21 protein-coding genes are annotated in these 20,797 nt (G+C 71.7%); 17 read left to right on the top strand and 4 right to left on the bottom strand.

Going from position 1 to position 20,797, the window contains the following annotated elements; translation table 11 throughout:
• Position 1 precedes the first annotated feature (1 nt).
• The 16 genes from WFJ36_RS12720 to WFJ36_RS12645 all read left to right on the top strand — a co-directional run bounded on the left by WFJ36_RS12720 (position 2) and on the right by WFJ36_RS12645 (position 15,452).
• A complete protein-coding gene (locus tag WFJ36_RS12720; protein WP_292786103.1) occupies positions 2–562 on the top strand; it encodes a tripartite tricarboxylate transporter TctB family protein in 561 nt (186 codons plus the stop codon).
• Positions 562–2,109, top strand: a complete 1,548-nt coding sequence (locus WFJ36_RS12715; RefSeq protein ID WP_292786105.1) for a tripartite tricarboxylate transporter permease — start codon at positions 562–564, stop codon at positions 2,107–2,109. Before WFJ36_RS12720 ends, WFJ36_RS12715 begins: the two co-directional genes overlap by 1 nt.
• Positions 2,110–2,155: 46 nt before the next feature.
• Positions 2,156–2,953, top strand: coding sequence for a sulfite exporter TauE/SafE family protein (locus tag WFJ36_RS12710; RefSeq protein WP_071328945.1), 798 nt, complete (start codon positions 2,156–2,158; stop codon positions 2,951–2,953).
• Positions 2,954–3,025: 72 nt separating this feature from the next.
• Complete coding sequence (locus tag WFJ36_RS12705) at positions 3,026–3,316, top strand: hypothetical protein (RefSeq protein ID WP_071328944.1); 291 nt, start codon at positions 3,026–3,028, stop codon at positions 3,314–3,316.
• Positions 3,309–4,778 (top strand): sensor histidine kinase, encoded by a 1,470-nt coding sequence (locus WFJ36_RS12700; protein ID WP_336643412.1) that lies wholly within the window; start codon positions 3,309–3,311, stop codon positions 4,776–4,778. The genes WFJ36_RS12705 and WFJ36_RS12700 overlap by 8 nt, the downstream gene beginning before the upstream one ends.
• 1 nt (position 4,779) lies before the next feature.
• Positions 4,780–5,439 carry a response regulator transcription factor gene (locus WFJ36_RS12695; protein ID WP_062632846.1) on the top strand — a complete coding sequence of 220 codons (660 nt, stop codon included), beginning with the start codon at positions 4,780–4,782 and terminating at the stop codon, positions 5,437–5,439.
• Positions 5,436–6,995, top strand: a complete 1,560-nt coding sequence (locus WFJ36_RS12690; protein ID WP_336643411.1) for an SLC13 family permease — start codon at positions 5,436–5,438, stop codon at positions 6,993–6,995. Before WFJ36_RS12695 ends, WFJ36_RS12690 begins: the two co-directional genes overlap by 4 nt.
• Positions 6,996–7,094: 99 nt before the next feature.
• Positions 7,095–8,297: a glycerate kinase family protein gene (locus WFJ36_RS12685; RefSeq protein WP_336643410.1), complete on the top strand. Its 1,203-nt coding sequence runs from the start codon at positions 7,095–7,097 to the stop codon at positions 8,295–8,297.
• 60 nt (positions 8,298–8,357) lie between these two features.
• Complete coding sequence (locus tag WFJ36_RS12680; RefSeq protein WP_036292129.1) at positions 8,358–8,813, top strand: FAS1-like dehydratase domain-containing protein; 456 nt, start codon at positions 8,358–8,360, stop codon at positions 8,811–8,813.
• Positions 8,810–9,214: a MaoC/PaaZ C-terminal domain-containing protein gene (locus WFJ36_RS12675; RefSeq protein ID WP_060921254.1), complete on the top strand. Its 405-nt coding sequence runs from the start codon at positions 8,810–8,812 to the stop codon at positions 9,212–9,214. The genes WFJ36_RS12680 and WFJ36_RS12675 overlap by 4 nt, the downstream gene beginning before the upstream one ends.
• Positions 9,211–10,341, top strand: a complete 1,131-nt coding sequence (locus WFJ36_RS12670; RefSeq protein WP_071328941.1) for a UDP-N-acetylmuramate dehydrogenase — start codon at positions 9,211–9,213, stop codon at positions 10,339–10,341. The genes WFJ36_RS12675 and WFJ36_RS12670 overlap by 4 nt, the downstream gene beginning before the upstream one ends.
• Entirely contained in the window at positions 10,338–11,048 is a 711-nt protein-coding gene (locus WFJ36_RS12665; RefSeq protein WP_292786119.1) for a FadR/GntR family transcriptional regulator, read from the top strand. The genes WFJ36_RS12670 and WFJ36_RS12665 overlap by 4 nt, the downstream gene beginning before the upstream one ends.
• Before the next feature lie 132 nt (positions 11,049–11,180).
• A complete protein-coding gene (locus tag WFJ36_RS12660; RefSeq protein ID WP_336643409.1) occupies positions 11,181–12,608 on the top strand; it encodes a four-carbon acid sugar kinase family protein in 1,428 nt (475 codons plus the stop codon).
• Positions 12,605–13,495, top strand: coding sequence for an NAD(P)-dependent oxidoreductase (locus WFJ36_RS12655; RefSeq protein WP_336643408.1), 891 nt, complete (start codon positions 12,605–12,607; stop codon positions 13,493–13,495). The genes WFJ36_RS12660 and WFJ36_RS12655 overlap by 4 nt, the downstream gene beginning before the upstream one ends.
• A 39-nt stretch (positions 13,496–13,534) precedes the next feature.
• Positions 13,535–14,956: a GntP family transporter gene (locus WFJ36_RS12650; RefSeq protein ID WP_336643407.1), complete on the top strand. Its 1,422-nt coding sequence runs from the start codon at positions 13,535–13,537 to the stop codon at positions 14,954–14,956.
• Positions 14,957–15,050: 94 nt separating this feature from the next.
• The gene (locus tag WFJ36_RS12645) at positions 15,051–15,452 is read left to right on the top strand and encodes a VOC family protein (protein ID WP_336643406.1); all 402 of its coding nucleotides are present in this window, start codon (positions 15,051–15,053) and stop codon (positions 15,450–15,452) included.
• Between the two features lie 82 nt (positions 15,453–15,534).
• Here the strand turns inward: WFJ36_RS12645 and WFJ36_RS12640 are convergent, their stop codons facing one another.
• Complete coding sequence (locus tag WFJ36_RS12640; protein ID WP_071328936.1) at positions 15,535–16,737, bottom strand: pyridoxal phosphate-dependent aminotransferase; 1,203 nt, start codon at positions 16,735–16,737, stop codon at positions 15,535–15,537.
• Between the two features lie 81 nt (positions 16,738–16,818).
• Positions 16,819–17,913 (bottom strand): alanine dehydrogenase, encoded by a 1,095-nt coding sequence (gene ald, locus WFJ36_RS12635; RefSeq protein ID WP_336643405.1) that lies wholly within the window; start codon positions 17,911–17,913, stop codon positions 16,819–16,821.
• Between the two features lie 106 nt (positions 17,914–18,019).
• Here ald and WFJ36_RS12630 point away from each other — a divergent pair, with 106 nt between their 5' ends.
• Complete coding sequence (locus WFJ36_RS12630; protein WP_083391733.1) at positions 18,020–18,538, top strand: Lrp/AsnC family transcriptional regulator; 519 nt, start codon at positions 18,020–18,022, stop codon at positions 18,536–18,538.
• Between the two features lie 16 nt (positions 18,539–18,554).
• Here the strand turns inward: WFJ36_RS12630 and WFJ36_RS12625 are convergent, their stop codons facing one another.
• Both WFJ36_RS12625 and aceB read right to left on the bottom strand, forming a co-directional pair.
• Positions 18,555–18,986 carry a hypothetical protein gene (locus WFJ36_RS12625; protein ID WP_336643404.1) on the bottom strand — a complete coding sequence of 144 codons (432 nt, stop codon included), beginning with the start codon at positions 18,984–18,986 and terminating at the stop codon, positions 18,555–18,557.
• An 88-nt stretch (positions 18,987–19,074) separates the two neighbouring features.
• Positions 19,075–20,709: a malate synthase A gene (gene aceB / locus WFJ36_RS12620; protein WP_336643403.1), complete on the bottom strand. Its 1,635-nt coding sequence runs from the start codon at positions 20,707–20,709 to the stop codon at positions 19,075–19,077.
• Positions 20,710–20,797: the final 88 nt, after the last annotated feature.

Below are 20,797 nucleotides of genomic sequence, written 5' to 3'. Positions count from 1 at the left end.
GATGACGACCGGGTCTTCCGGACCCGGCGAGGAGGTGCGGACCGACGCCCGTCGGTCCGCACGTCTCGTCGCGTCCCTGCCGCGGGGTGAGCTCGTCTTCGCCCTGCTGATGGTGGCCCTCGGCGTGTTCGCTCTCGCCGGGGTCTTCACCATCCATGTGCCCGCGGGCGGCCAGGTCGGCCCGACGGTCTTCCCGCTGTTCGTCTCGATCCTGCTGCTCGGCTCCTCTCTCGCCGTGGTGGTGAGCATCCTCCGCGGCCACCGCGGCGTTCCGGAGGAGGGGGAGGACGTCGATCAGAGCCTGCCGACCGACTGGCTCACGCTCGTCAAGATCGTCGCGCTCGTGGTCGCCCATCTGCTTCTCATCGAGCCGCTCGGCTGGGCCCCGGCGGCGGCTCTGCTGTTCGGCGGCGTCGCGTGGGCGCTGGGCGCCCGCCGCTGGTGGATGGCGCTCCTCATCGGCGCCGTCCTCGCGCTGGTCGTCCAGGTCGTGTTCGGCGGTCTGCTCGGGCTGTCGCTCCCCTGGGGACCGGCGCTCGGCTGGCTGGGAAGGATGTTCTGATGGACAGCTGGAGTCTGCTCCTCGAGGGGTTCGCGACCGCGCTGCAGCCCCAGTACCTCGTGTTCGCCTTCTTCGGCGTGCTGATCGGCACCGCCGTGGGCGTGCTCCCCGGGATCGGGCCGGCGATGACCGTCGCCCTGCTCCTTCCCCTCACCTACACGTTGGAACCGGCCGCAGCGCTCATCACGTTCGCGGGGATCTACTACGGCGGCATGTACGGCGGGTCGACCACGAGCATCCTGCTGAACACCCCGGGGGAGTCGTCGTCGATCGTGACGGCGATCGAGGGCAACAAGATGGCGAAGCTCGGGCGGGGCGCGGCGGCCCTGGCCACCGCGGCCCTCGGGTCGTTCGTCGCCGGAACCCTCGCCACGGTGGGCTTGACGCTGCTCGCACCGGTGCTCGCGCACTTCGCCGTGAATCTCGGGCCGGCCGACTACGTGGCTCTCATCGTCGTGGCCTTCGTCACGGTCGGTGCGCTGATGGGGTCATCCGTGCCGCGCGGTCTGCTGTCGCTCGGCGTCGGTCTGTTCCTCGGCCTGGTCGGCACCGACTGGCTCTCGGGTCAGCAGCGGTACACGCTCGGCCTGCTGCCCCTGGCGGACGGCATCGATGTGGTGCTCGTGGCGGTGGGGCTCTTCGCGGTCGGCGAGACGCTGTACGTCGCGGCGCGCCTGCGGCACGGCGCGATCGAGGTGATCCCGGTGTCGCGCGGGTGGCGCAGCTGGATGACGAAGGACGACTGGCGTCGTTCATGGAAGCCCTGGCTCCGCGGCACCGCCATCGGCTTCCCGATCGGCACGATCCCCGCCGGCGGTGCGGACGTGGCGACCTTCCTGTCCTACGCGACCGAGCGCAAGCTCTCGCGCCGCAAGGAGGAGTTCGGCCGTGGGGCCATCGAAGGAGTAGCGGGCCCGGAGTCGGCGAACAACGCCGCGGCCGCGGGCGTGCTCGTGCCCCTGCTCACGCTGGGACTTCCGACGACGGCGACGGCCGCGATCATCCTCACCGCGTTCCAGACGTACGGGCTCCAGCCCGGGCCGCAGCTGTTCACCGGACAGGCGGACCTCGTGTGGGCACTGGTCGCGAGCCTCTACATCGGCAACGTGATCCTGCTCGTGCTGAACCTGCCGCTCGTGGGCATGTGGGTGAAGCTCCTGCAGATCCCGCGGCCGTACCTGTACGCGGGCATCCTCCTGTTCGCCGCCTTCGGGGCGTACGCGCTGAACTTCGCGGTCGTCGACATCCTGATCCTGCTGATCATCGGCGTCCTCGGCTACTTCCTGCGGCGGTACGGGTTCCCGGTGGCGCCGCTGGTGGTCGGAATGATCCTCGGGCCGATGGGGGAGGAGCAGCTGCGCCGCGCGCTGCAGCTGAGCCAGGGCGACCTGACGACGCTCATCGCGCAGCCGTTCTCCGCGGTCGCCTACGTCATCCTCGCGCTGCTGATCGCCGGCGGGCTGTGGCTGCGGCGCCGACAGCGCCGGTACGAGCAGGCGCTCACGGAGTCCATCGCGGTGCCCGTCAAAGCGGACTCGGAGGTCTGAGGCCGTTCGATTCGAGGAGGGGAGAGGCCGGGAGTAGGCTGATCCGGTGAACGATGCGACGGTCCTGAAACGCGGGCCCCGCGCCTACGCGGCATTCATCGGCATCGGCCTTCTCGCCGGCCTCCTCTCCGGTCTCTTCGGCGTCGGCGGCGGCACCGTCATCGTCCCGCTGCTGGTGCTCCTGCTCGCGTTCGACCAGCGGCTGGCGGCCGGGACGTCGCTGGCGGCGATCGTCCCGACGGCGACCGTCGGGGTCATCTCGTACGCGGCGTCGGGCTCCGTCGCCTGGATCCCGGCGCTGATCCTCGCCGCCGGGGCCGTGGTCGGCGCGCAGATCGGCACCCGCCTGCTCCCGCGGATCTCGCAGACCGCCCTCCGCTGGGGCTTCGTCGGCTTCCTCATCGTCGTGATCGTGAGTCTCTTCCTCGTCATCCCCTCGCGCGACGCCGTCTTCGAGCTCACCTGGCTGACCGCGATCGCCCTGGTGGCCGTCGGCGTCGGCACGGGCGTCCTGGCCGGGCTCATCGGCGTGGGCGGCGGTGTGATCGTCGTCCCGGTGCTCATGCTCGCGTTCGGCACGAGCGACCTCGTCGCCAAGGGCACCTCGCTGCTCATGATGATCCCGACCGCGCTCTCCGGCACGGTCGGCAATCTCCGCAACCGCAACGTCGATCTCCTGGCCGCGCTGCTCATCGGCGTCTCGGCGTGCACCACGACGGCCCTCGGCGCCTGGCTGGCGACCGTCGTCGACCCGACGGTCGGCAACCTCCTCTTCGCCGCCTACCTCGTCGTGATCGCGGTGCAGATGGCCCTCAAGGCCGTCCGCGGGCGTCGGCGCGGCTGACCGTCCGTGAGGATGAAGAGATCTTCATCCTCACCTCATCTCCTCCTCATCCGCCCCGGGCACGATGGAGGCATGAGCACCGCACGACGCATCCTGATCCCCGGCGCGCTGATCGCGGTGCCCGTGGCGTTCGCGATCGGGAGTGTCGCGCTCGCGCAGATGCCGGCGTCCCCCCGGCTGCCGGACACCCCGCTCACCGTCCGGCTCGCGACGCCGACGCCGACGCCCGTTCCCACGCCGACACCCACGGAGTCGGTCGCCCCCGCCCCCGCCCCGCCGCCCGCGCCGGCCCCCGCGCCGGCTCCCGCACCGGCTCCGCCGGTGGACGACGACGATGACGACGACGGAGGCGACGATGACTGAGCCCCAGGCCCCGCAGAGACCCGGCGCCCCGCTGCGCACCCTGCGCCGCCGCACGCTCCCCGCCCGCTGGCGGATCACGCTCTGGATCATCCTCAGCACCATGATCACCGTGCTGGCGATCGGGCTCATCGGCCGCAGCGTCTTCCTCGCCGCGGTCGAGCAGACGGCGAACGGCGAGATCGAGCAGGAGGCGGCGGAGTTCGCGCGTTTCGCGGAGGACGCCGCATCGGGAGGGCTCACGACCGCCGAGGAGCTGCTGCGGGAGTACGTCGCCCGCCAGTCCGTGCACGAGGACGAGGTCGTCATCGCGGCCCTCGACGGCACCCCGATCGCGGTCGCCGAGGACGGCGGCGCGCGCACGCTGGAGACCCACGCGGCGCTGGTGGAGCGGATGCTCACGGACACCGCGGTCTCCGGTGCCTTGGCGACGCCCGAGACCGGCCCGGTCCGCTGGGGACGGATGGACTTCACGGGCGGAGGACAGGACGGAGCGGTGCTCATCGTGCAGTTCACCGCGGAGCCGCGCGCACAGGTCGACCGCAGTTTCGGGGCGATCGCCTGGGTCGCCCTCATCGGGGTGCTCCTCAGCTCCGGCGTCGCCTGGCTCGTCGCCGGTCAGATCCTCGCGCCGGTCCGGGAGGTCTATCGCGTGGCGCGGGACATCGGCGAGCACGACCTCACCGCGCGCGTCCCCGTCGAAGGCAGCGACGACATCGCCGCCGTCGCCACGACGTTCAATCAGATGCTCGACCGGCTGGAGGCCGTGCACGCCACGCAGCAGCGCTTCGTCGACGACGCGGGTCATGAGTTGCGCACGCCGATCACGATCGTCCGCGGTCACCTCGAGCTCCTCAGCGAAGACCCCGAGGAGCGCGCGGCGACGCTGCGCCTCGTCAGCGAGGAACTGGAACGCATGAGCCGGATCGTCACGGACCTCCTGGTGCTGGCGCGCGCGGAACAGCCCGACTTCGTGCGCCTCGCCGCCTGCGACATCGCGACCCTCACACTCGACATCGAGGCGAAGGCGCAGATGCTGGGCGAGCGACGCTGGCAGTTGATGGAGGTCGCCGAAGGCGTCGTCCCCCTCGACCCGCAGCGCGTCACGCAGGCCGTGCTCCAGCTCGCCGCCAACGCGGTCCAGGTCACCGCGGACGGCGACACGATCCGGATCGGCTCGCGCTTCGAGGGGGACGGCCCCGAGCGGCGGCTGCGGCTGTGGGTGCAGGACACCGGTCCCGGTGTGGCACCGGCCGACGCCGAGCGCATCTTCGACCGGTTCACCCGCGGGGACAGTGCCGGTGCGCGACGCGGTTCCGGGCTCGGCCTCGCGATCGTGCGGGCCATCACCGACGGGCACGGCGGCTCCGCCTGGGTCGACAGCGTGCTGGGCGAGGGGGCCACGTTCGGGATCGACGTACCCGCACCCGTCCTGGACACCGGCGAGATCGAAGGGAAGAGCTGACATGCGCCGCATCCTCATCGCGGAGGACGATCCGCACATCACCTCCTTCGTCCGTCGCGGACTCCGCGCCGCGGGCTACGACACCGCCGACGCGACCGACGGCCACACCGCACTGCTCATGGCCCGCAGCGGGCTGTTCGACCTCGTCGTCCTCGACATCGGCCTCGGCGGCATCGACGGCTTCGACGTCCTCGCCCACCTCCGCGGCGAGGGGGTCTCCACGCCGGTCGTCATCCTCACGGCACGGGACTCCGTGATCGATACCGTGCGAGGTCTCGAAGGGGGCGCGAACGACTACATGACCAAGCCGTTCCAGTTCGCCGAGCTGCTCGCCCGCGTGCGGCTGCGGATCGGCGACGGGGAGGGCCGCAGCGGCGGGGCCGCGCTCACGCATGGCGACGTCAGCGTGGACGTGCGGTCGCGGACGGTGACCGTCGCCGGCGAGGTGCGCGAGCTGACGTCCCGCGAGTTCGCGCTGCTGGAGGTCTTCCTGCAGAACGCCGGTCAGGTGCTCTCCCGCGACCAGCTCATCGGCCACGTCTGGGGGATGGACTTCGATCCCGCGTCCAACGTCGTCGACGTCTATGTGCGCGCGCTCCGCGGCAAGATCGGGACCGACCGCATCGAGACGGTGCGGGGTGCGGGGTACCGGTTCCGATGAACGATCCCGTCGCTCTTCCCGCCTCGGCGGCACGCACCCGCTTCGCGACCGTTCCTCCGCGACGCACCGACCCCCTCCCGATCATCCACCGTCCGGATGCGGCGAAGCCGCGACGCGCCCTGCGCCTCATCGGTCTCGTGCTCGTCGTGGCGATGGGCGCGGCGATGGTCATCGGCGCACTGGGCCCGGGCGCGAGCGTGCGCGGGATCACGGTGCCGATCGCCGTCACGCTGACGGTGTTCCTCCTCGCGGTCTGGGCGTGGAGCGCCACGCGTCTCGATGACACCCTGGTGGCGTTCCTCGCGGCGATCGCGCTCATCGTCGCCGGCGTCCTCCCGGTCGACGAGTTCTTCGCATCCCTCGGAGACGAGACGATCTGGCTGCTGATCGGCGCGTTCGTGATGGCGGCAGCGGTCTCGACCTCCGGGCTCCCGCTGCGCGCGGCCGCGCACCTCGTCCGTTTCGCTCGTGGCCCCCGCAGCCTGTTCCACCTCACGACCGTCGCGCTCACCCTCTCGGCCTTCGCGGTGCCCGCGACGTCAGGGAGGGCGGCGCTCGCGGTCCCGGTCTTCGGAGCCCTGTCGACGGCGCTCGACGGGCGGGGGCGCGTCATCCGGGCCCTCGCGCTGCTCATGCCGACCGTGGTGCTCCTCTCGGCCGTCGCCTCGCTGCTCGGCGCCGGGGCGCACATCATCACCGATCAGCTCCTGCGGGCGGCGGGAGAGCCCGGCTTCTCCTTCCTCTCGTGGCTGTGGCTCGGACTGCCGCTGGCTGTGGTCTCGTCTCATCTGGCTGCGGAGCTCATCCTCTGGCGCTTCGTCGACCGCGACGACCGCGCCGCACCGGTGCGGGTGACCACGGACGACATCGAGAAGGCCGCCGGCCGGCAGGTGACCGGTCCCCTCACCGCGCTGGAGCGCCGCGCGGCCCTCCTCGTCGGCGCGGCGATCGTGCTGTGGAGCAGTGAGCCTCTGCACGGGATCCCCCCGGCGCTCGTCGCGCTGTTCGGTGCCGTCGCGGCCGTCACCCCGGGCATCGGCTGCACCACCCTCCCGGCCGCGGTCGCGCGCGTGCCCTGGTCGCTGCTGCTGTTCCTGGCCGCCACACTCGCGCTCGCCACGGCGCTCACCGACTCGGGGGCGGCCGCCTGGCTCAGCACGACCGCCCTCGAGCCTCTACGCGGGCTCGGAGCGGCGGGTGCCGTCGGTTTCCTCCTCGCCGTGATCGCCCTGTCCACGCTCGCGCACCTGCTCATCCCCTCCCGTTCCGCGCGCTCGGCCGCGATCATCCCCGCGGTGATCGCCCTCGCACCGGGACTCGGCGTGGAGCCCATGGCCGCCGCATTCGCATCGACGGCGGCGGCCGGGTTCTGCCACACCCTGCCGAGCTCCGCCAAACCGGTCGCGATGTTCGCCGATCCCGAGGTCGTCTCCGGCGGCTTCGATGCCTCCGACCTGCGCCGGCTGTCCGTGGTGCTCGCGCCGGCCATGTTCGTCCTCGTGGCTGTCTTCGCCCTCTGGATCTGGCCGCTCCAGGGTCTGCCGCTGCTGCGCTGACCACCGTCACCGCTGTTCCGCGTGCGCCGCCGGCGTACCGGTGTCCGTCGTGCCCGCACCCGGGCTGTCTCGCGCCCCCGGGCGCAGAAGGAGGTCCTCATGTCCATCCACGCTCCCCAGCGCATCCTCGTCGCCCCGAGCGGCTTCAAGGAGAGCCTCGGCGCCGACGCCGTGGCCCGAGCCATCGCGGCCGGCGTGCGCCGCGTCATCCCCGGCGTGCGCGTCGACGAGTTCCCCGTACCCGACGGCGGCGAGGGGACGGCGGCCGCGCTCGCCGCGAGCACCGGGGGCGCGCTCGTGCCCGCGACCGTGACCGGACCGGTCGGGGAACCGGTGGTGGCGCACTGGGCGCGCCTCGGAGGGGCGGCGCGCGGGACCGCGGTGGTGGAGATGGCGGCCGCGGCCGGGCTCCGACTCGTGCCGCGCGACCGTCGCGATCCGGCGGCCACCACGACCTCCGGGGTCGGACAGCTCATCGCCGCGGCCCTCGACGACGGCGCCGAGCGCATCGTGGTCGGCTGCGGCGACTCGGGGACGAGTGATGGGGGAGCGGGTGCCTTGACGGCGCTGGGCGTGCGCATCCTCGACCGGGCGGGCCGTGTCGTCCCAGCGGGCGGCGGACATCTGGCGGAGGCCGCATCCCTCGATTTCTCGGGCGTGCACCCGCGGCTCGCCGAAGTCGAGATGGTCCTCGCCTGCAACATCCACAACGTGCTCTGCGGTCCTCGCGGGGTGGCCAGGGTGTTCGGCCCGCAGAAGGGGGCGTCGCCGGCGGAGGTCGAGCGGCTCTCGGACGCGCTCGACGCCTGGGCCACGCTGCTGGAGGAGCAGAGCCCCTTCGGAGGCGGGATGGACGTGCGTACCGGTGGGGGGACCGGCGCCTCCGGAGGGCTCGGTGCGGGGCTCGCCGCCGCGTTCGGCGCCCGGCTCGCACCCCGCTTCGAGGTGCTCCTCGACGGCGGACTGATGCCGCACGACCTCGACGCGCTGATGGGGGAGGCGGACCTCGTGATCACGGCGGAGGGCGCGATCGACTTCCAGACGCCGCGTGGCAAGGTCCCGGCGGAGATCGCGATGCGCGCGCGCGTCGCCGGGGTGCCGGTGCTCGGTCTGGCGGGTTCGCTCGGACGCGGCGCCCCGGCCGTGCACGACATCGGCATCGACGCGATCGCCTCCATCCTCACCGTGCCGATGCCGCTGGAGGAGGCGGTGGAGCACGGGGAGGAGCTGCTCCGTGATGCTGCCGAGCGCACCATGCGTCTCGTCCTGCTCGGCTCGGCGATGTCGGCCAGAGCCGCCTGAGGGTTTTTCGGACGGCCCGCCGCGCGGCGGGCCGTCGGTCGCCCTCGGTAGGATCGACGGGTGGCAGTGAACCAAGAACTCGTCGGCCGGGAATTCCCGCCGACCGCCCCCTACCTCGTCGGGCGGGAGAAGGTGCGCGAGTTCGCGCGCGCCGTCTTCGCCGACGCCCCCCAGCACACCGACGTCGAGGCCGCCCGCGCGGCGGGCTTCGCCGACGTCGTCGCGCCGCCGACCTTCGCGATGGTCCTGCAGGACCTCACGCTGCAGCAGCTGCTGGCCGAGCCGGATTCCGGCATCGTCCTGGCGCGCACCATCCACGCCGAGCAGCGGTTCCGCTACACCAGGCCGATCGTCGCGGGAGACGAGCTGACGGCGCAGCTGCGCGTCACCGGCATCCGCATGATGGGCGGCAACGCCATGATCACGAGCGAGGCCGAGATCACCGACGACGGGGGCGCGCATGTCGTCACCGCCACCAGCGTCCTGCTCGTCGGTGCCGAGGAGGAGACCGCATGAGCGCGTTCACCGTGGGAGACGTGCTGGCCGAGCGCACCGTGCACCTGACGAGAGAGTCGCTCGTCCGCTATGCCGGTGCCTCCGGAGACTTCAACCCGATCCACTACCGCGACGACGTCGCCGCCGCGGTGGGCCTTCCCGGCGTGCTCGCGCACGGCATGCTGACCATGGGCATCGCCTCCTCGGTGGTCGTGGCGGCGCTCGACCCGCAGACCCGGATCCTCGACTACGGCGTGCGCTTCACCAAGCCCGTGGTGGTCGACCCCGAGACCGGCGCCGACGTGCACGTCGTCGCGACGGTCGGCGCGGTGGACGACGAGTCCGCGCGCATCGACCTCAAGGTCACGACCGGCGACACCACCGTGCTCGTCAAGGCGCAGCTGCGCGTCGCCGTCCGATGAGCGACGTCGAGCCGATCCGGCTGTCCGAGCTCACCACGCTCCGCACCGGCGCCGCCCCCGCGCGCATGCGCGAGGCGACGACGACGGCGGAGCTCGTCGCCGTCCTCCGGGAGACCTGGGCGGAGGGCGACCCCTGGCTGGTGCTCGGAGGGGGGTCGAACCTCTTCGTGGGCGACGAGCCGTTCGAGGGCACCGTCATCCGCATCCGGACGAGCGGCATCGAGGAGCTCCCGTCGCCGCACGCCGGCCGCCTCCGCCTGCGCGCGCAGGCCGGACACGGCTGGGACGACCTGGTCTCCTACGCGGTCGAGCGGGGCTACGCTGGGCTCGAAGCCATGAGCGGCATCCCCGGCACAGTCGGCGCAGCGCCCGTGCAGAATATCGGCGCCTACGGACAGGAGATCCAGGAGACCCTGGTCGAGGTCGAGCTGATCGACGAGGACTCCGGCGAGATCTCCACTGTTCCAGCGACCGAACTCGGGCTCGGATTCCGCACCTCGGTGCTCAAGCACCATCACGGGAGCGCGCCGCAGCGCCGGGCCGTGATCCTGTCCCTCACAGTCGATCTCCTCGTCGCCCGCGAACGCGTGGTCCGTGGGGAGCAGCTGCGCCGCGCTCTCGGTCTGACCGACGACACCCCGGTGCCCCTGACATGGGTCCGAGAGCGCATCCTCGCCACGCGCGCATCGAAGGGCATGCTGCTCGACGCCGACGACCCGGACACGCACGGGGTCGGCTCCTTCTTCCAGAACGCGATCGTCACGGCCGCCCAGGCCCGGTCCCTCCCGCCGGAGTGCCCGCGTTGGCCGGTCGCCCCTGACCTCGATGCCGTGACCGTCATCCCCCTCGCCTCCTACGACGGACACGTGCCGCCGACGAAGACCGAGGCCCCGGACGTGAAGGTGAGCGCCGCCTGGCTCATCGAGCAGGCCGGCATCCGCAAGGGGTTCACGCTGCCCCGCTCGCGGGCGTCCGTCTCGACCAAGCACGCCCTGGCGCTCACCAACCGGGGCGGCGCCACGGCGGCCGAGGTCGCCGAGCTCGCCCGCTTCATCCAGAACCGCGTGCACGCCGAATTCGGTCTGGTGCTGCAGCCGGAGCCCGTGCTGGTGGGCGTCGACCTGTGACGAAGCTCGAGCGGGTGTCGCGGACGCAGGCCGTCGTGGACGGACTGCTCGATGCGATCATCGCGGGTCGGCTCGAGGCCGGACAGCCGCTGCCTCCCGAGGGGGAGCTGGCGGAGCAGTTCGGGGTCTCCCGCCTCACGATGCGCGAGGGCGTCCGCCTCCTGCAGGCGCAGGGCGTGATCGTCGCGGTACCGGGCACGCGACACCGCATCGCGCCGACCGACGAGTGGACGGGCCTCGACGCGGTCGTGCGGCACGCCCAGAGCGCGGGTGCTCGGGAGCGCTCCTCGCTGGAGATGCTCGAGATGCGCATGATGTTCGAGACCGGGGCGGCCGAGTTCGCGGCGGGGCGGCGCACGGAGGAGCACCTCGCCGAGATGGCCGCGCTCCTCGCGGAGATGCAGGCGGCGCACGAGCGGGCCGACGTGGACGCCTTCGTGGCCGCGGACCTCGCCTTCCACGACGTGATCATCCGCGCGGCGGAGAACCGCATCCTCGTCGCCTCGATGCGCCCCCTGACGACGATGCTGCAGGCGACCCGCAGCGAGACCAGCGCCATCCCGGACATCCGTGAGCACGCGCTGGCCGAGCACGCGGCGGTGCTGGAGGCGATGCGGACCGGGTCCGGTGCGGCCGCCCGCCAGGCGATGCGCAGCCACATGCGCCAGACCCGCGACGACCTGCTGCACTACGTCCACGGTCGCTGACCGCACGGCTGCCATCGGTTTGGAGCCGTGGTGATGGTGGGGTACGCTCGTCGTTATCTGATATCGGATAACGATGCAGATCCCCGGTCCGCGGCCCCCACCACGGACCCTCCCCGGAACGAAGGAGTTCGTGTGCACATCGACGACCTGCTGGCCTCCCTGCCCGCACCCGTCGCCGTCACCGCGGCCGATGTCCGCACCGAGGTCGACCCCACCGACGTGCTCCTCGTCCTCGACGACGACCCGACCGGCACGCAGTCGGTTGCGAACCTCCCGGTCCTCACCCGATGGGAGCGCGCCGATCTGGACGAGGCTCTCGCGACCGGCGCCGCCGCCGTGTACGTGCTCACGAACACCCGGTCCCTCGACGAGGACGCCGCCGCCGCCCGCAACCGCGAGATCGTCGACGTGGCCCTCGCCGCCGCCGAGGCGCAGGGGCGGCGCGTCACGTTCGTCTCCCGGGGCGACTCGACGCTGCGCGGCCACTTCCCGCTCGAGACCGACCTCCTCGCCGCGGAGATCGGATCCCGCACCGGCCACGCCCCCGCGCTGACCCTGCTCGTGCCCGCGTTCCCCGACGCCGGCCGGATCACGGTCGACTCCGTGCACTACTGGGTCACCGACGGCGAGGCCACCCCGGTCGGCGAGACGCCCTTCGCGGCGGACGCGACCTTCGGCTACGCCTCCTCCGATCTTCGCGCGTGGGTCGCCGAGAAGACGGGCGGACGCATCCCGGCACCGGCGGTCGCGGGTCTCGACATCCGCACCATCCGCGCCGGGGTGGACGCCGTTGCCGGCTTCCTCGAGGCGCTGCCCGACGGCACGGTCGTCGCGGTCGACGTGGTCGAGGAATCGGACATGCGCGTCGTCGCGCTCGCGCTGCACCGCCTGCGGGACCGCGACGTGCTCCTCCGAGTCGGCCCGCCCTATGTGCGCGCGCACATCGGACAGGAGATCGCCGAGCCGGTGCGCGCGGAGGACATCCCCTTCGCGCATGACCGCGGCGGTCTCGTGGTCGTCGGCAGCCACGTGCCGCTCACCACCGCTCAGCTCGAAGCACTCACGGCGGCACGGCCGAACACCCGCACGATCGAGCTCGACGTGCGCGCCCTCATCGGCTCGGAGCGCGAGACCCATCTCGAGACGCAGGCCCACGCCGTCGCCGAGGCGCTCGCCACGGGAACCGTGATCGTGCACACCACCCGCGAGCTCGTCACCGGCTCCGACGGCGACGAGAGCCTCGCGATCGCCCGCCGCATCTCCAGCGGCGTGGTCGAGCTCGTGCGTCGGGTGCTCGCCATCGCCCCGCCCCGCTTCGTCATCGCGAAGGGCGGCATCACCTCCAGTGATGTCGCGAGCGAGGCCCTCGAGATCCGCCGGGCCACCGTGCTCGGCCCCATGCTGCCCGGCCTCGTCTCGCTGTGGCAGCCGGAGACCGGTCCCGCGGTCGGCATCCCGTACGTCGTGTTCGCCGGCAACGTCGGCGACGCGGACTCCCTCGTCACGGTCGTCGCCACGCTCGCAGGCGACGATGGAAACAACCCGGAAGGACACTCATGACATCCACCGTCGCTGTCATCGGACTCGGCGCCATGGGGCTGCCGATGGCCACCCGCCTCGCCGAGCGCTTCGCGGTGCGCGGCTTCGACATCGCCGCCGAACGCGTCGCCCTCGCCGCAGAGGCGGGTGTCACGCCGGCGGCGTCCGCAGCCGACGCCGTGGACGGTGCCGACGCGGTGCTCGTCGCCGTCCGGACCGGCCAGCAGCTCGAGGCGCTGCTCTTCGGCGAGGACGGGCTCGCCCCGCACCTCGCCGACGGCGCGGTCGTGATCCTCACCAGCACGGTGGGCACGGACGGCATCGACGCCATCGCCACCCAGCTCGCCGCGCACGGTGCGCAGCTCGTCGACGCCCCGCTCTCCGGTGGCCCGGTCCGTGCGGGGGAGGGTGACCTCCTCATCGTCGTCGGCGCCACCCCGAGCGCTCTGGAGACCGCGCGGCCCGTGCTCGACCAGCTCGCCTCCACGCTGTCCATCGTCGGCGACAAGCCCGGCGACGGTCAGGCGCTGAAGACCGTCAACCAGCTCCTCTGCGGCGTGCACATCGCCGCGGCCGCGGAGGCGCTCGCGCTCGCCGACGCCCTCGGGCTGGACCGCGCGCGCACGCTGGACGCGCTGACGGCCGGTGCCGCGAACTCCTTCATGCTCGGCAACCGCGGTCCGCGCGCCCTGCAGGCCTACGACGAGGACGGCGCCGAGGTGCTCAGCCGCCTCGACATCTTCGTCAAGGACCTCGGCATCGTCGGCGACGCCGCCCGCCGGGCGCACCTGTCCACGCCGGTCGCCGCCGCGGCCGAGCAGCTGTTCCTCCTCGGCGAAGCGCAGGGCCTCGGCGCCCTGGACGACTCCGCCGTCATCCGCGTCGTCGCACCCGAACGACTGTCCTGAGCGCGACGTCGCGCCCTCACTGAAAGAAGAGATCCAGAGATGCTTCCTCTTCCGATCCTCATCCTGATCGGCCTGGCAGGCCTCGGCCTGCTGCTCCTGCTCATCATCCGGTTCAAGATGCAGGCGTTCTACGCCCTCATCCTCGTGTCGATCATCGTCGGCATCGCGGCAGGCCTGCCGCTGACCACGATCCCCGCCGACGGCGATACCCCCGAGCAGCTCGGCGTCATCCAGGCGATCATCGCCGGTGTCGGCGGCACGCTGGGCTCGGTGGCGGTGCTCGTCGCCCTCGGCTCGATGCTCGGCAAGATCATCGAGCTGTCCGGTGGCGCCGAGTCGCTCGCCGGGCGCTTCACCAGCTGGCTGGGCCCGAAGCGCGTCGGCATCGCGCTCGTCATCGCCGCCGGCATCCTGGCGATCCCGGTGTTCTTCGACGCCGGCTTCATCATCCTCATCCCCATCGTGTTCGCCTTCTCGAAGGTGGCCGGTCTCAACCCGATCAAGTTCGGCCTGCCGGTCGCGGGCATCATGCTCGCGGTGCACGTCGCGGTACCCCCGCACCCGGGCATCGTCGGCGGTTCCGCGATCCTCGGCGCCGACATCGGCTGGGTCACGATCTTCTCCCTCGCGATCTCCGTGCCCCTCGGCGTGCTGTCCTACCTCGTGGCGAAGTGGATCAACACCCGCGAGTTCGCGATGCTCGCGGCCACCAAGGAGATGTACGACAACTTCGGCACGGAGAAGTCGACGCTCACCGGCGGGCTCGGCGAGGGCGAGAAGGCGCCGGGTGCCGGCACGGTCCTCGGGCTCATCCTCCTGCCGCTCGTGCTCATCATGCTCGGTACCGCGGTCGCGCCGCTGTTCGAGGCGGGCACGTTCTGGAACGGGTTGCTCAGCATGGTCGGTCAGCCGATCTTCGCCCTCATGGTCGCGATCGCCGCCGCGATGTACCTGCTCGGCATCCGCCGCGGCTGGTCGGCGGCGCACCTCGGCGAGGTCATGGAGTCGGCGCTGCCGGCCGCCGCGGTCATCATCCTCGTCACCGGTGCCGGTGGTGCCTTCGGCCGGGTCCTGACCGAGACCGGGATCGGTGGAGCGGTCGCCGAGGTGCTCGCGTCCAGCGGGATGCCTCTGCTGCTCGCGGCCTTCCTCATCTCGCTCATCATGCGTGCCGCCCAGGGGTCTGCCACCGTCGCGATCGCCACCACCGCAGGACTCCTGCTGCCGTCGGTCTCCGCGATGGGACTCGATACCGTGCACACCGCGCTGCTCGCGGTCGCGATCGGCTACGGAGGCCTCGGTCTCAGCCACGTGAACGACTCGGGCTTCTGGGTGGTCACGCGGTACCTCGGTCTGTCGGTGAAGGACGGCCTGCGCACCTGGACGCCGCTCACGACGGTGCTCGGCGTGGCCGGGTTCGCGCTGACCTGGATCCTCTACGCGGTGATCCCCGTCTCCTGACCGCGCTCGCACGAACGGCCGTCGCCTCCGGGCGGCGGCCGTTCGTCGTTCCCGTCGGGTGGCCGCCGGAGCCGCCGCCGACTACGCTCGCGGGATGAGCGGACTGATCCCGTACCTGCTGTTCCCCGGCAACGCCGCAGAAGCGCTCGGCCACTACCGCGACGTCTTCGGAGGGGAGCTCCAGCTGATGGACTACGCGAGCGCCGGTCGTCACGACGGTCCGGGTGACGCGGTCGCGCACGGCCAGCTCGGCGGGCCAGTCGAACTCGCCGGGGCCGACGCGGGCGCCGATGACGACGCGGTGCAGATGAGCGGGATGTTCCTCTCGCTCCTCGGCACCGCCGATCCAGGGACGCTCACCCGCTGGTACGACGAGCTTTCCGTCGCTGGCCGGGTGATCGATCCGCTGCAGCAGCGCCCGTGGGGAGATGTCGACGGCACCCTCGTCGACCGCTACGGCATCCGCTGGCTGATCGGCTTCCATCCCGAGGACTGACCCGAGACCCCGCGTTCACGCCGAGACCCCCTCGTACCTGCGCAGGTACGAGGGGGTCTCGGCGCTAAAGCGGGGTCTCGGGTCAGGAGGAGAACAGACGCTGGAGGCGCTGCACGCCCTCGAGGAGCTGGTCGTCGCCGAGCGCGTACGACATGCGGATGTAGCCCGACGGACCGAAGGCCTCACCGGGGACGACGGCGACCTCGGCCTGGTCGAGGATGAGGTCGGCGAGCTCCAGCGACGTCGTCGGGGTGACGCCGCCCCACGTGCGACCGAGCAGACCCTGCACGTCGGGGTAGACATAGAACGCGCCGAGCGGGTTCGGGACCACGAGCCCGTCGATCTTCGACAGCTCCGACACGATGAGCTGACGGCGGCGGTCGAAGGCCTCGCGCATCTTCTCGGCCTCGTCCTGCGGGCCGTTGAGAGCCGCGATCGCCGCCTTCTGCGCGACGTTGTTCACGTTGCTCGTGAGGTGCGACTGCAGGTTGCCGGCGATCTTGATGGCGTCGGCCGGACCCACCATCCAGCCCACACGCCAGCCGGTCATCGCGTAGGTCTTGGCGACGCCGTTGACGAGGATCGTCTGGTTCGCGGCCTCCGGCACGGCCTCCACGATCGAGGTCGCCTTCACGCCCTCGTAGGTGAGGTTCTGGTAGATCTCGTCACTGATGATCCAGATGCCGTGCTCCACCGCCCACTCGCCGATGGCCTTCGTCTCCTCGGCGGTGTACACGGAGCCGGTGGGGTTCGACGGCGACACGAACACGAGCACGGTGGTGCGGTCGGTGCGCGCCGCCTCGAGCTGCTCGACCGTCACCTTGTACTCCTGGTCGGCGCCGGCGAAGACCTCGACGGGGGTGCCGTCGGCGAGACGGATCGCCTCCGGGTAGGTCGTCCAGTACGGGGCCGGGAGCAGCACCTCGTCGCCGGGGTTCACGACCGCCTGGAACGCCTGATACACCGACTGCTTCCCGCCGTTGGTGACGATGATCTGCCCGGGGGAGACCTCGAGTCCGGAGTCGCGGAGCGTCTTGGCGGCGATCGCCTCACGCAGCGCCGGGAGCCCGGGAGCGGGGGTGTACCGGTAGCTCGCGGGGTCGGCCAGTGCCTCGGCCGCCGCATCCACGATGAACTGCGGCGTGGCGAAGTCGGGCTCGCCCGCGGCATACGAGATGACGGGCTTGCCCTCGGCCTTGAGGGCCTTGGCCTTGGCGTCGACCTTCAGGGTCGCGGACTCGGCGATGGCGGACAGCTTGCGGGAGAGTGGAGCGCGTTCGGTCACGGTTACGAGCGTACTCGGGTGGATACGACGGGTGCGGTGTGGGATGCCGCCAAGATCCGAGGTTCTTTCGGGTTCGACAGGTCAGTCGGTCGTGAGGCCGTGCGCCTGGGCGACGGCGTCCAGCGTGATGCGTCCCCCCTGCACGTTGAGGCCCTTCGCGAGGGCGGCGTCCTCGCCCGCCGCCCGCTCCCAGCCCTTCGCCGCGATCGCCGAGACGTAGGGGAGCGTGGCGTTCGTCAGGGCCCGGGTCGCGGTCGTCGGCACAGCCCCCGGCATGTTCGCGACGCAGTAGTAGATCGAGTCGTGCACGGCGAAAGTCGGGTCGTCGTGGGTCGTGGGACGGGAGCCCTCGAAGCAGCCGCCCTGGTCGATCGCGATGTCGACGAGCACGGACCCCGGCTTCATGGCCGCGACCATGTCGTCGGTCACCAGCTTGGGTGCCGCGGCGCCGGGGATGAGGACCGAGCCGATCACGAGGTCCGCTGTCGTCAGCTCCTCGGCGATGTCGTACCGGCTCGAGGCGCGGGTCTCCAGCGCGCCGCCGTAGCGGTGCTCGAGCTCGCGCAGCCGGGGGAGTGCCACGTCGACGACGGTGACCTTCGAGCCGAGGCCGAGCGCGTTCGCAGCGGCGTGCTCGCCCGCGGCGCCGCCGCCGATCACGACGGTCTTCGCCCGCGGGGTGCCGGCGATGCCGCCCAGCAGCATGCCGCGACCGCCCTGCGAGCGCAGCAGTGAGTGGGACCCCATGATGACGGAGAGGCGGCCGGCGATCTCGCTCATCGGCACGAGCAGCGGCAGGGTGCGATCCGGCAGCTGCACGGTCTCGTAGGCGACAGCGGTCGTGCCGGCCGCGACGAGCGCCTCGGTCAGCGGGCGGTCGGCCGCGAGGTGAAGGTAGGTGAACAGCGTGAGGTCGGGACGGAGGAAGCCGTACTCCTCGGCCACGGGCTCCTTGACCTTGATGAGCAGATCGGCCTCGCCCCACGCGTCGGCGGCCGTCGCGACGATCTCCGCCCCGGCCGCGCGGTAGGCGTCGTCATCGATGCTCGACCCGACGCCGGCACCCGACTGCACGAGCACCCGGTGGCCTTCCCGCACGAGCCGATCGGCGCCGGCCGGGGTGAGGGCGACGCGGTTCTCGTTGTTCTTGACTTCGGTCGGGACGCCGATCTTCATCGATCCTCCAGGTGTCGGGGCGCAGGGTGCAGACAAGGATCGCAGAAACGTCGAGACATCGACAGATTCGATGAAGACTCTTCGGTGAAGACTTCGATCCTGAATAATGCTTCGTATGACCACCGCCGCCGCGTCGTCCGAGCCGAACAGCGTTCGGGCCCCCGCGCTCGACCCCATCGACGCGCGGATCGTGCAGCTCCTCACCGCCGACGGGAGGATGACGAACGCCGAGCTGGCCGGACGACTGGGAGTCGCCCCGTCGACCGCGCACGCACGCCTGCGCGGGCTGATCGAGCGCGGGGTCATCACGGGGTTCCATGCGAGCGTCGACGAACGCGAGCTCGGCGCGGGACTCCAGGCGATCATCGGCGTCAGCCTGCGCCCGGCCGCCCGGCGGGAGAGCATCGTCGAGTTCGCGGATCGCGTGCGCGCGCTGCCGCAGGTGATCCAGGTGTTCTTCCTCGGCGGAGACGACGACTTCCTCCTGCACATCGCGGTCGCCGACTCGTCGGAGATGCGCGAGTTCGTGCTCGAGCACCTGTCCGCGCAGAGCAGCGTGGCATCGACCCGCACGAGCATCGTGTTCGACTACCACCGCAACTCGGTCGCCGCGTCGTTCCACTGAGTCGGCGCGCGGCGACTCAGGTCTCGAACGAGGAGGGGACGGCGCAGTAGTCGGCGAAACGCCGGGTGGGATGGGCCGGATCGGTCACGTCGACCAGGGCGTTCGCCGCGGTGTGCGGGGCCTCGTCTCCGGCGAGCTGCCAGAGGACGTAGTTCCACATCCCGCGTGCGCTCGGCGACACGATCGCGCCCGGTCCGGACACGAGGAGCACGGCATCGCTGTCGGTGGCGCGGAACGGCCCCACGACGTCGGTGCGCAGGGAGGCTTCCTCCCCGTCGGCGGTGTGTGCGCGCTCGACGGTCTGGCCGGCGGCGGTGAGAGCGGTGGCCAGACCATCCGCGGCCGTGCGCGAACGCTCGGCGTCCGCCCCGGCGACCGCGACCAGCCGCCGCCCCCGCGGATAGAGGTGCAGGAACTCCTCGGCGATGCTGTCCCAGACGGCGCTCATGGCTCCAGGCTACGCCCGGCAGGGAGCGTGCGGGCCGGGTGGGACGTGAGGATGCCGCGGGCCTGGCGGCCCGCGGCATCCGGCGTCGTCAGTCCTCGTCGACCAGGAACCGGCTGTAGGCGCCCAGGGTGAGGAAGGTCGGGAACTCCTCGCGGAGGGCGACCTCGCGGAAGATCTCGGCGGCGTCGTCGAAGCGGTCGCCCTCGCGTCGCTCGACCTCGTCCAGCACCTCGCCGATCAGCCCTTCGACGTACTCGACCGTGATGGGCGTGCCGTCCTGCGTGGTGCGGTCCTGGTGGATCCACTGCCACACCTGCGAGCGGCTGATCTCCGCGGTCGCGGCATCCTCCATGAGGTTGTCGATCGCCACGGCGCCGAGCCCGCGCAGCCAGGCCTCCAGGTAGCGGATGGCGACCGAGACGTTGTCCCGCACGCCCTGCGCCGTGATCGGCCGACCGATGTGCAGGTCGAGCAGGTCGCGCGCCTCCACGTGCACGTCGTCGCGCTGGCGGTCGACCTGGTTCGGGCGGTCTCCGAGCACGGCGTCGAACTCGGCCTGCGCCGTCGGGATCAGATCCGGGTGGGCGACCCAGGTGCCGTCGAAACCGTCTCCGGCCTCGCGCTTCTTGTCGGCCGACACCTTCTCGACCGCGCGTGCTGTCACCTCGGGGTCTCGGCGGTTCGGGATGAACGCGCTCATGCCGCCGATGGCGAAGGCGCCGCGCTTGTGGCACGTCTGCACGAGCAGCTCGGTGTAGGCCCGCATGAACGGCACCGTCATCGTGACCTCGCTGCGGTCGGGGAGCACGAAGCGGGCGCCGCGGCCGCGGTAGTTCTTGATGATGGAGAAGATGTAGTCCCAGCGCCCGGCGTTGAGGCCCGCGCAGTGGTCGCGCAGCTCGTACAGGATCTCGTCCATCTCGAACGCGGCCGGGAGCGTCTCGATCAGCACGGTCGCGCGGATGGTGCCGTGCGGGATGCCGATGTACTCCTCGCTGAACGAGAACACGTCGTCCCACAGCTTCGCCTCTTCGCTCGACTCGAGCTTCGCGATGTAGAAGTACGGGCCGCGGCCGCCGTCGATCAGCGCCTGCGCGTTGTGGAGGAAGTAGAGGCCGAAGTCGACCAGGGAGCCGGACGCCGAGGTGCGGCGGCCGGAGCGGTCGATGAAGGCGAGGTGCTTCTCCGGCAGATGCCACCCGCGCGGACGCATCACGATCGTGGGGGTGCGCTCGGCGGTGACGCGGTACTCCTTGCCCTCGGGGGAGGTGAAGGAGAGCTTGCCGCGGATCGCGTCGCGGAGGGACAGCTGCCCCTCGATGACGTTCTTCCAGGTCGGGCTCGTGGCGTCCTCCTGGTCGGCGAGCCAGACGCGAGCCCCGGAGTTCAGGGCGTTGATCGTCATCTTCGGGTCGGTGGGGCCGGTGATCTCGACGCGGCGATCCTCGAGCCCGGGGCCGGCGCCGGCGACCTGCCAGGTGATGTCCTGGCGGATGTGCGCGGTGTCCTCGCGGAACTGGGGGTCGTGCCCGTTGCCGATCTCGAAGCGGCGACGCATCCGGTCGGCCAGCCGGTCATGGCGGCGGGAGGCGAACCGGTGGTGGAGCTCGGTGAGGAAGGCGATCGCCTCCGGGGTGAGGATCTCGTCGTAGCGGTCGCGCATGGGGCCGGTGATCTCGATCGCGGGCCCCTGCCGGGTCGTCTGAATCGGTGCGGTGGTCATGATGGTGTCCTTTGCCTTATGCCGAGCCCCCGGGTTGTCGTCGAGACCCCGGGCTCCCGGCGTGTGCGGGGCGGGGTCTCGACGAGAA

Source organism: Microbacterium sp. MMO-113 (assembly GCF_037148555.1).
GTDB lineage: Bacteria > Actinomycetota > Actinomycetes > Actinomycetales > Microbacteriaceae > Microbacterium.
This window is presented reverse-complemented; position numbering and strand designations above follow the sequence as displayed.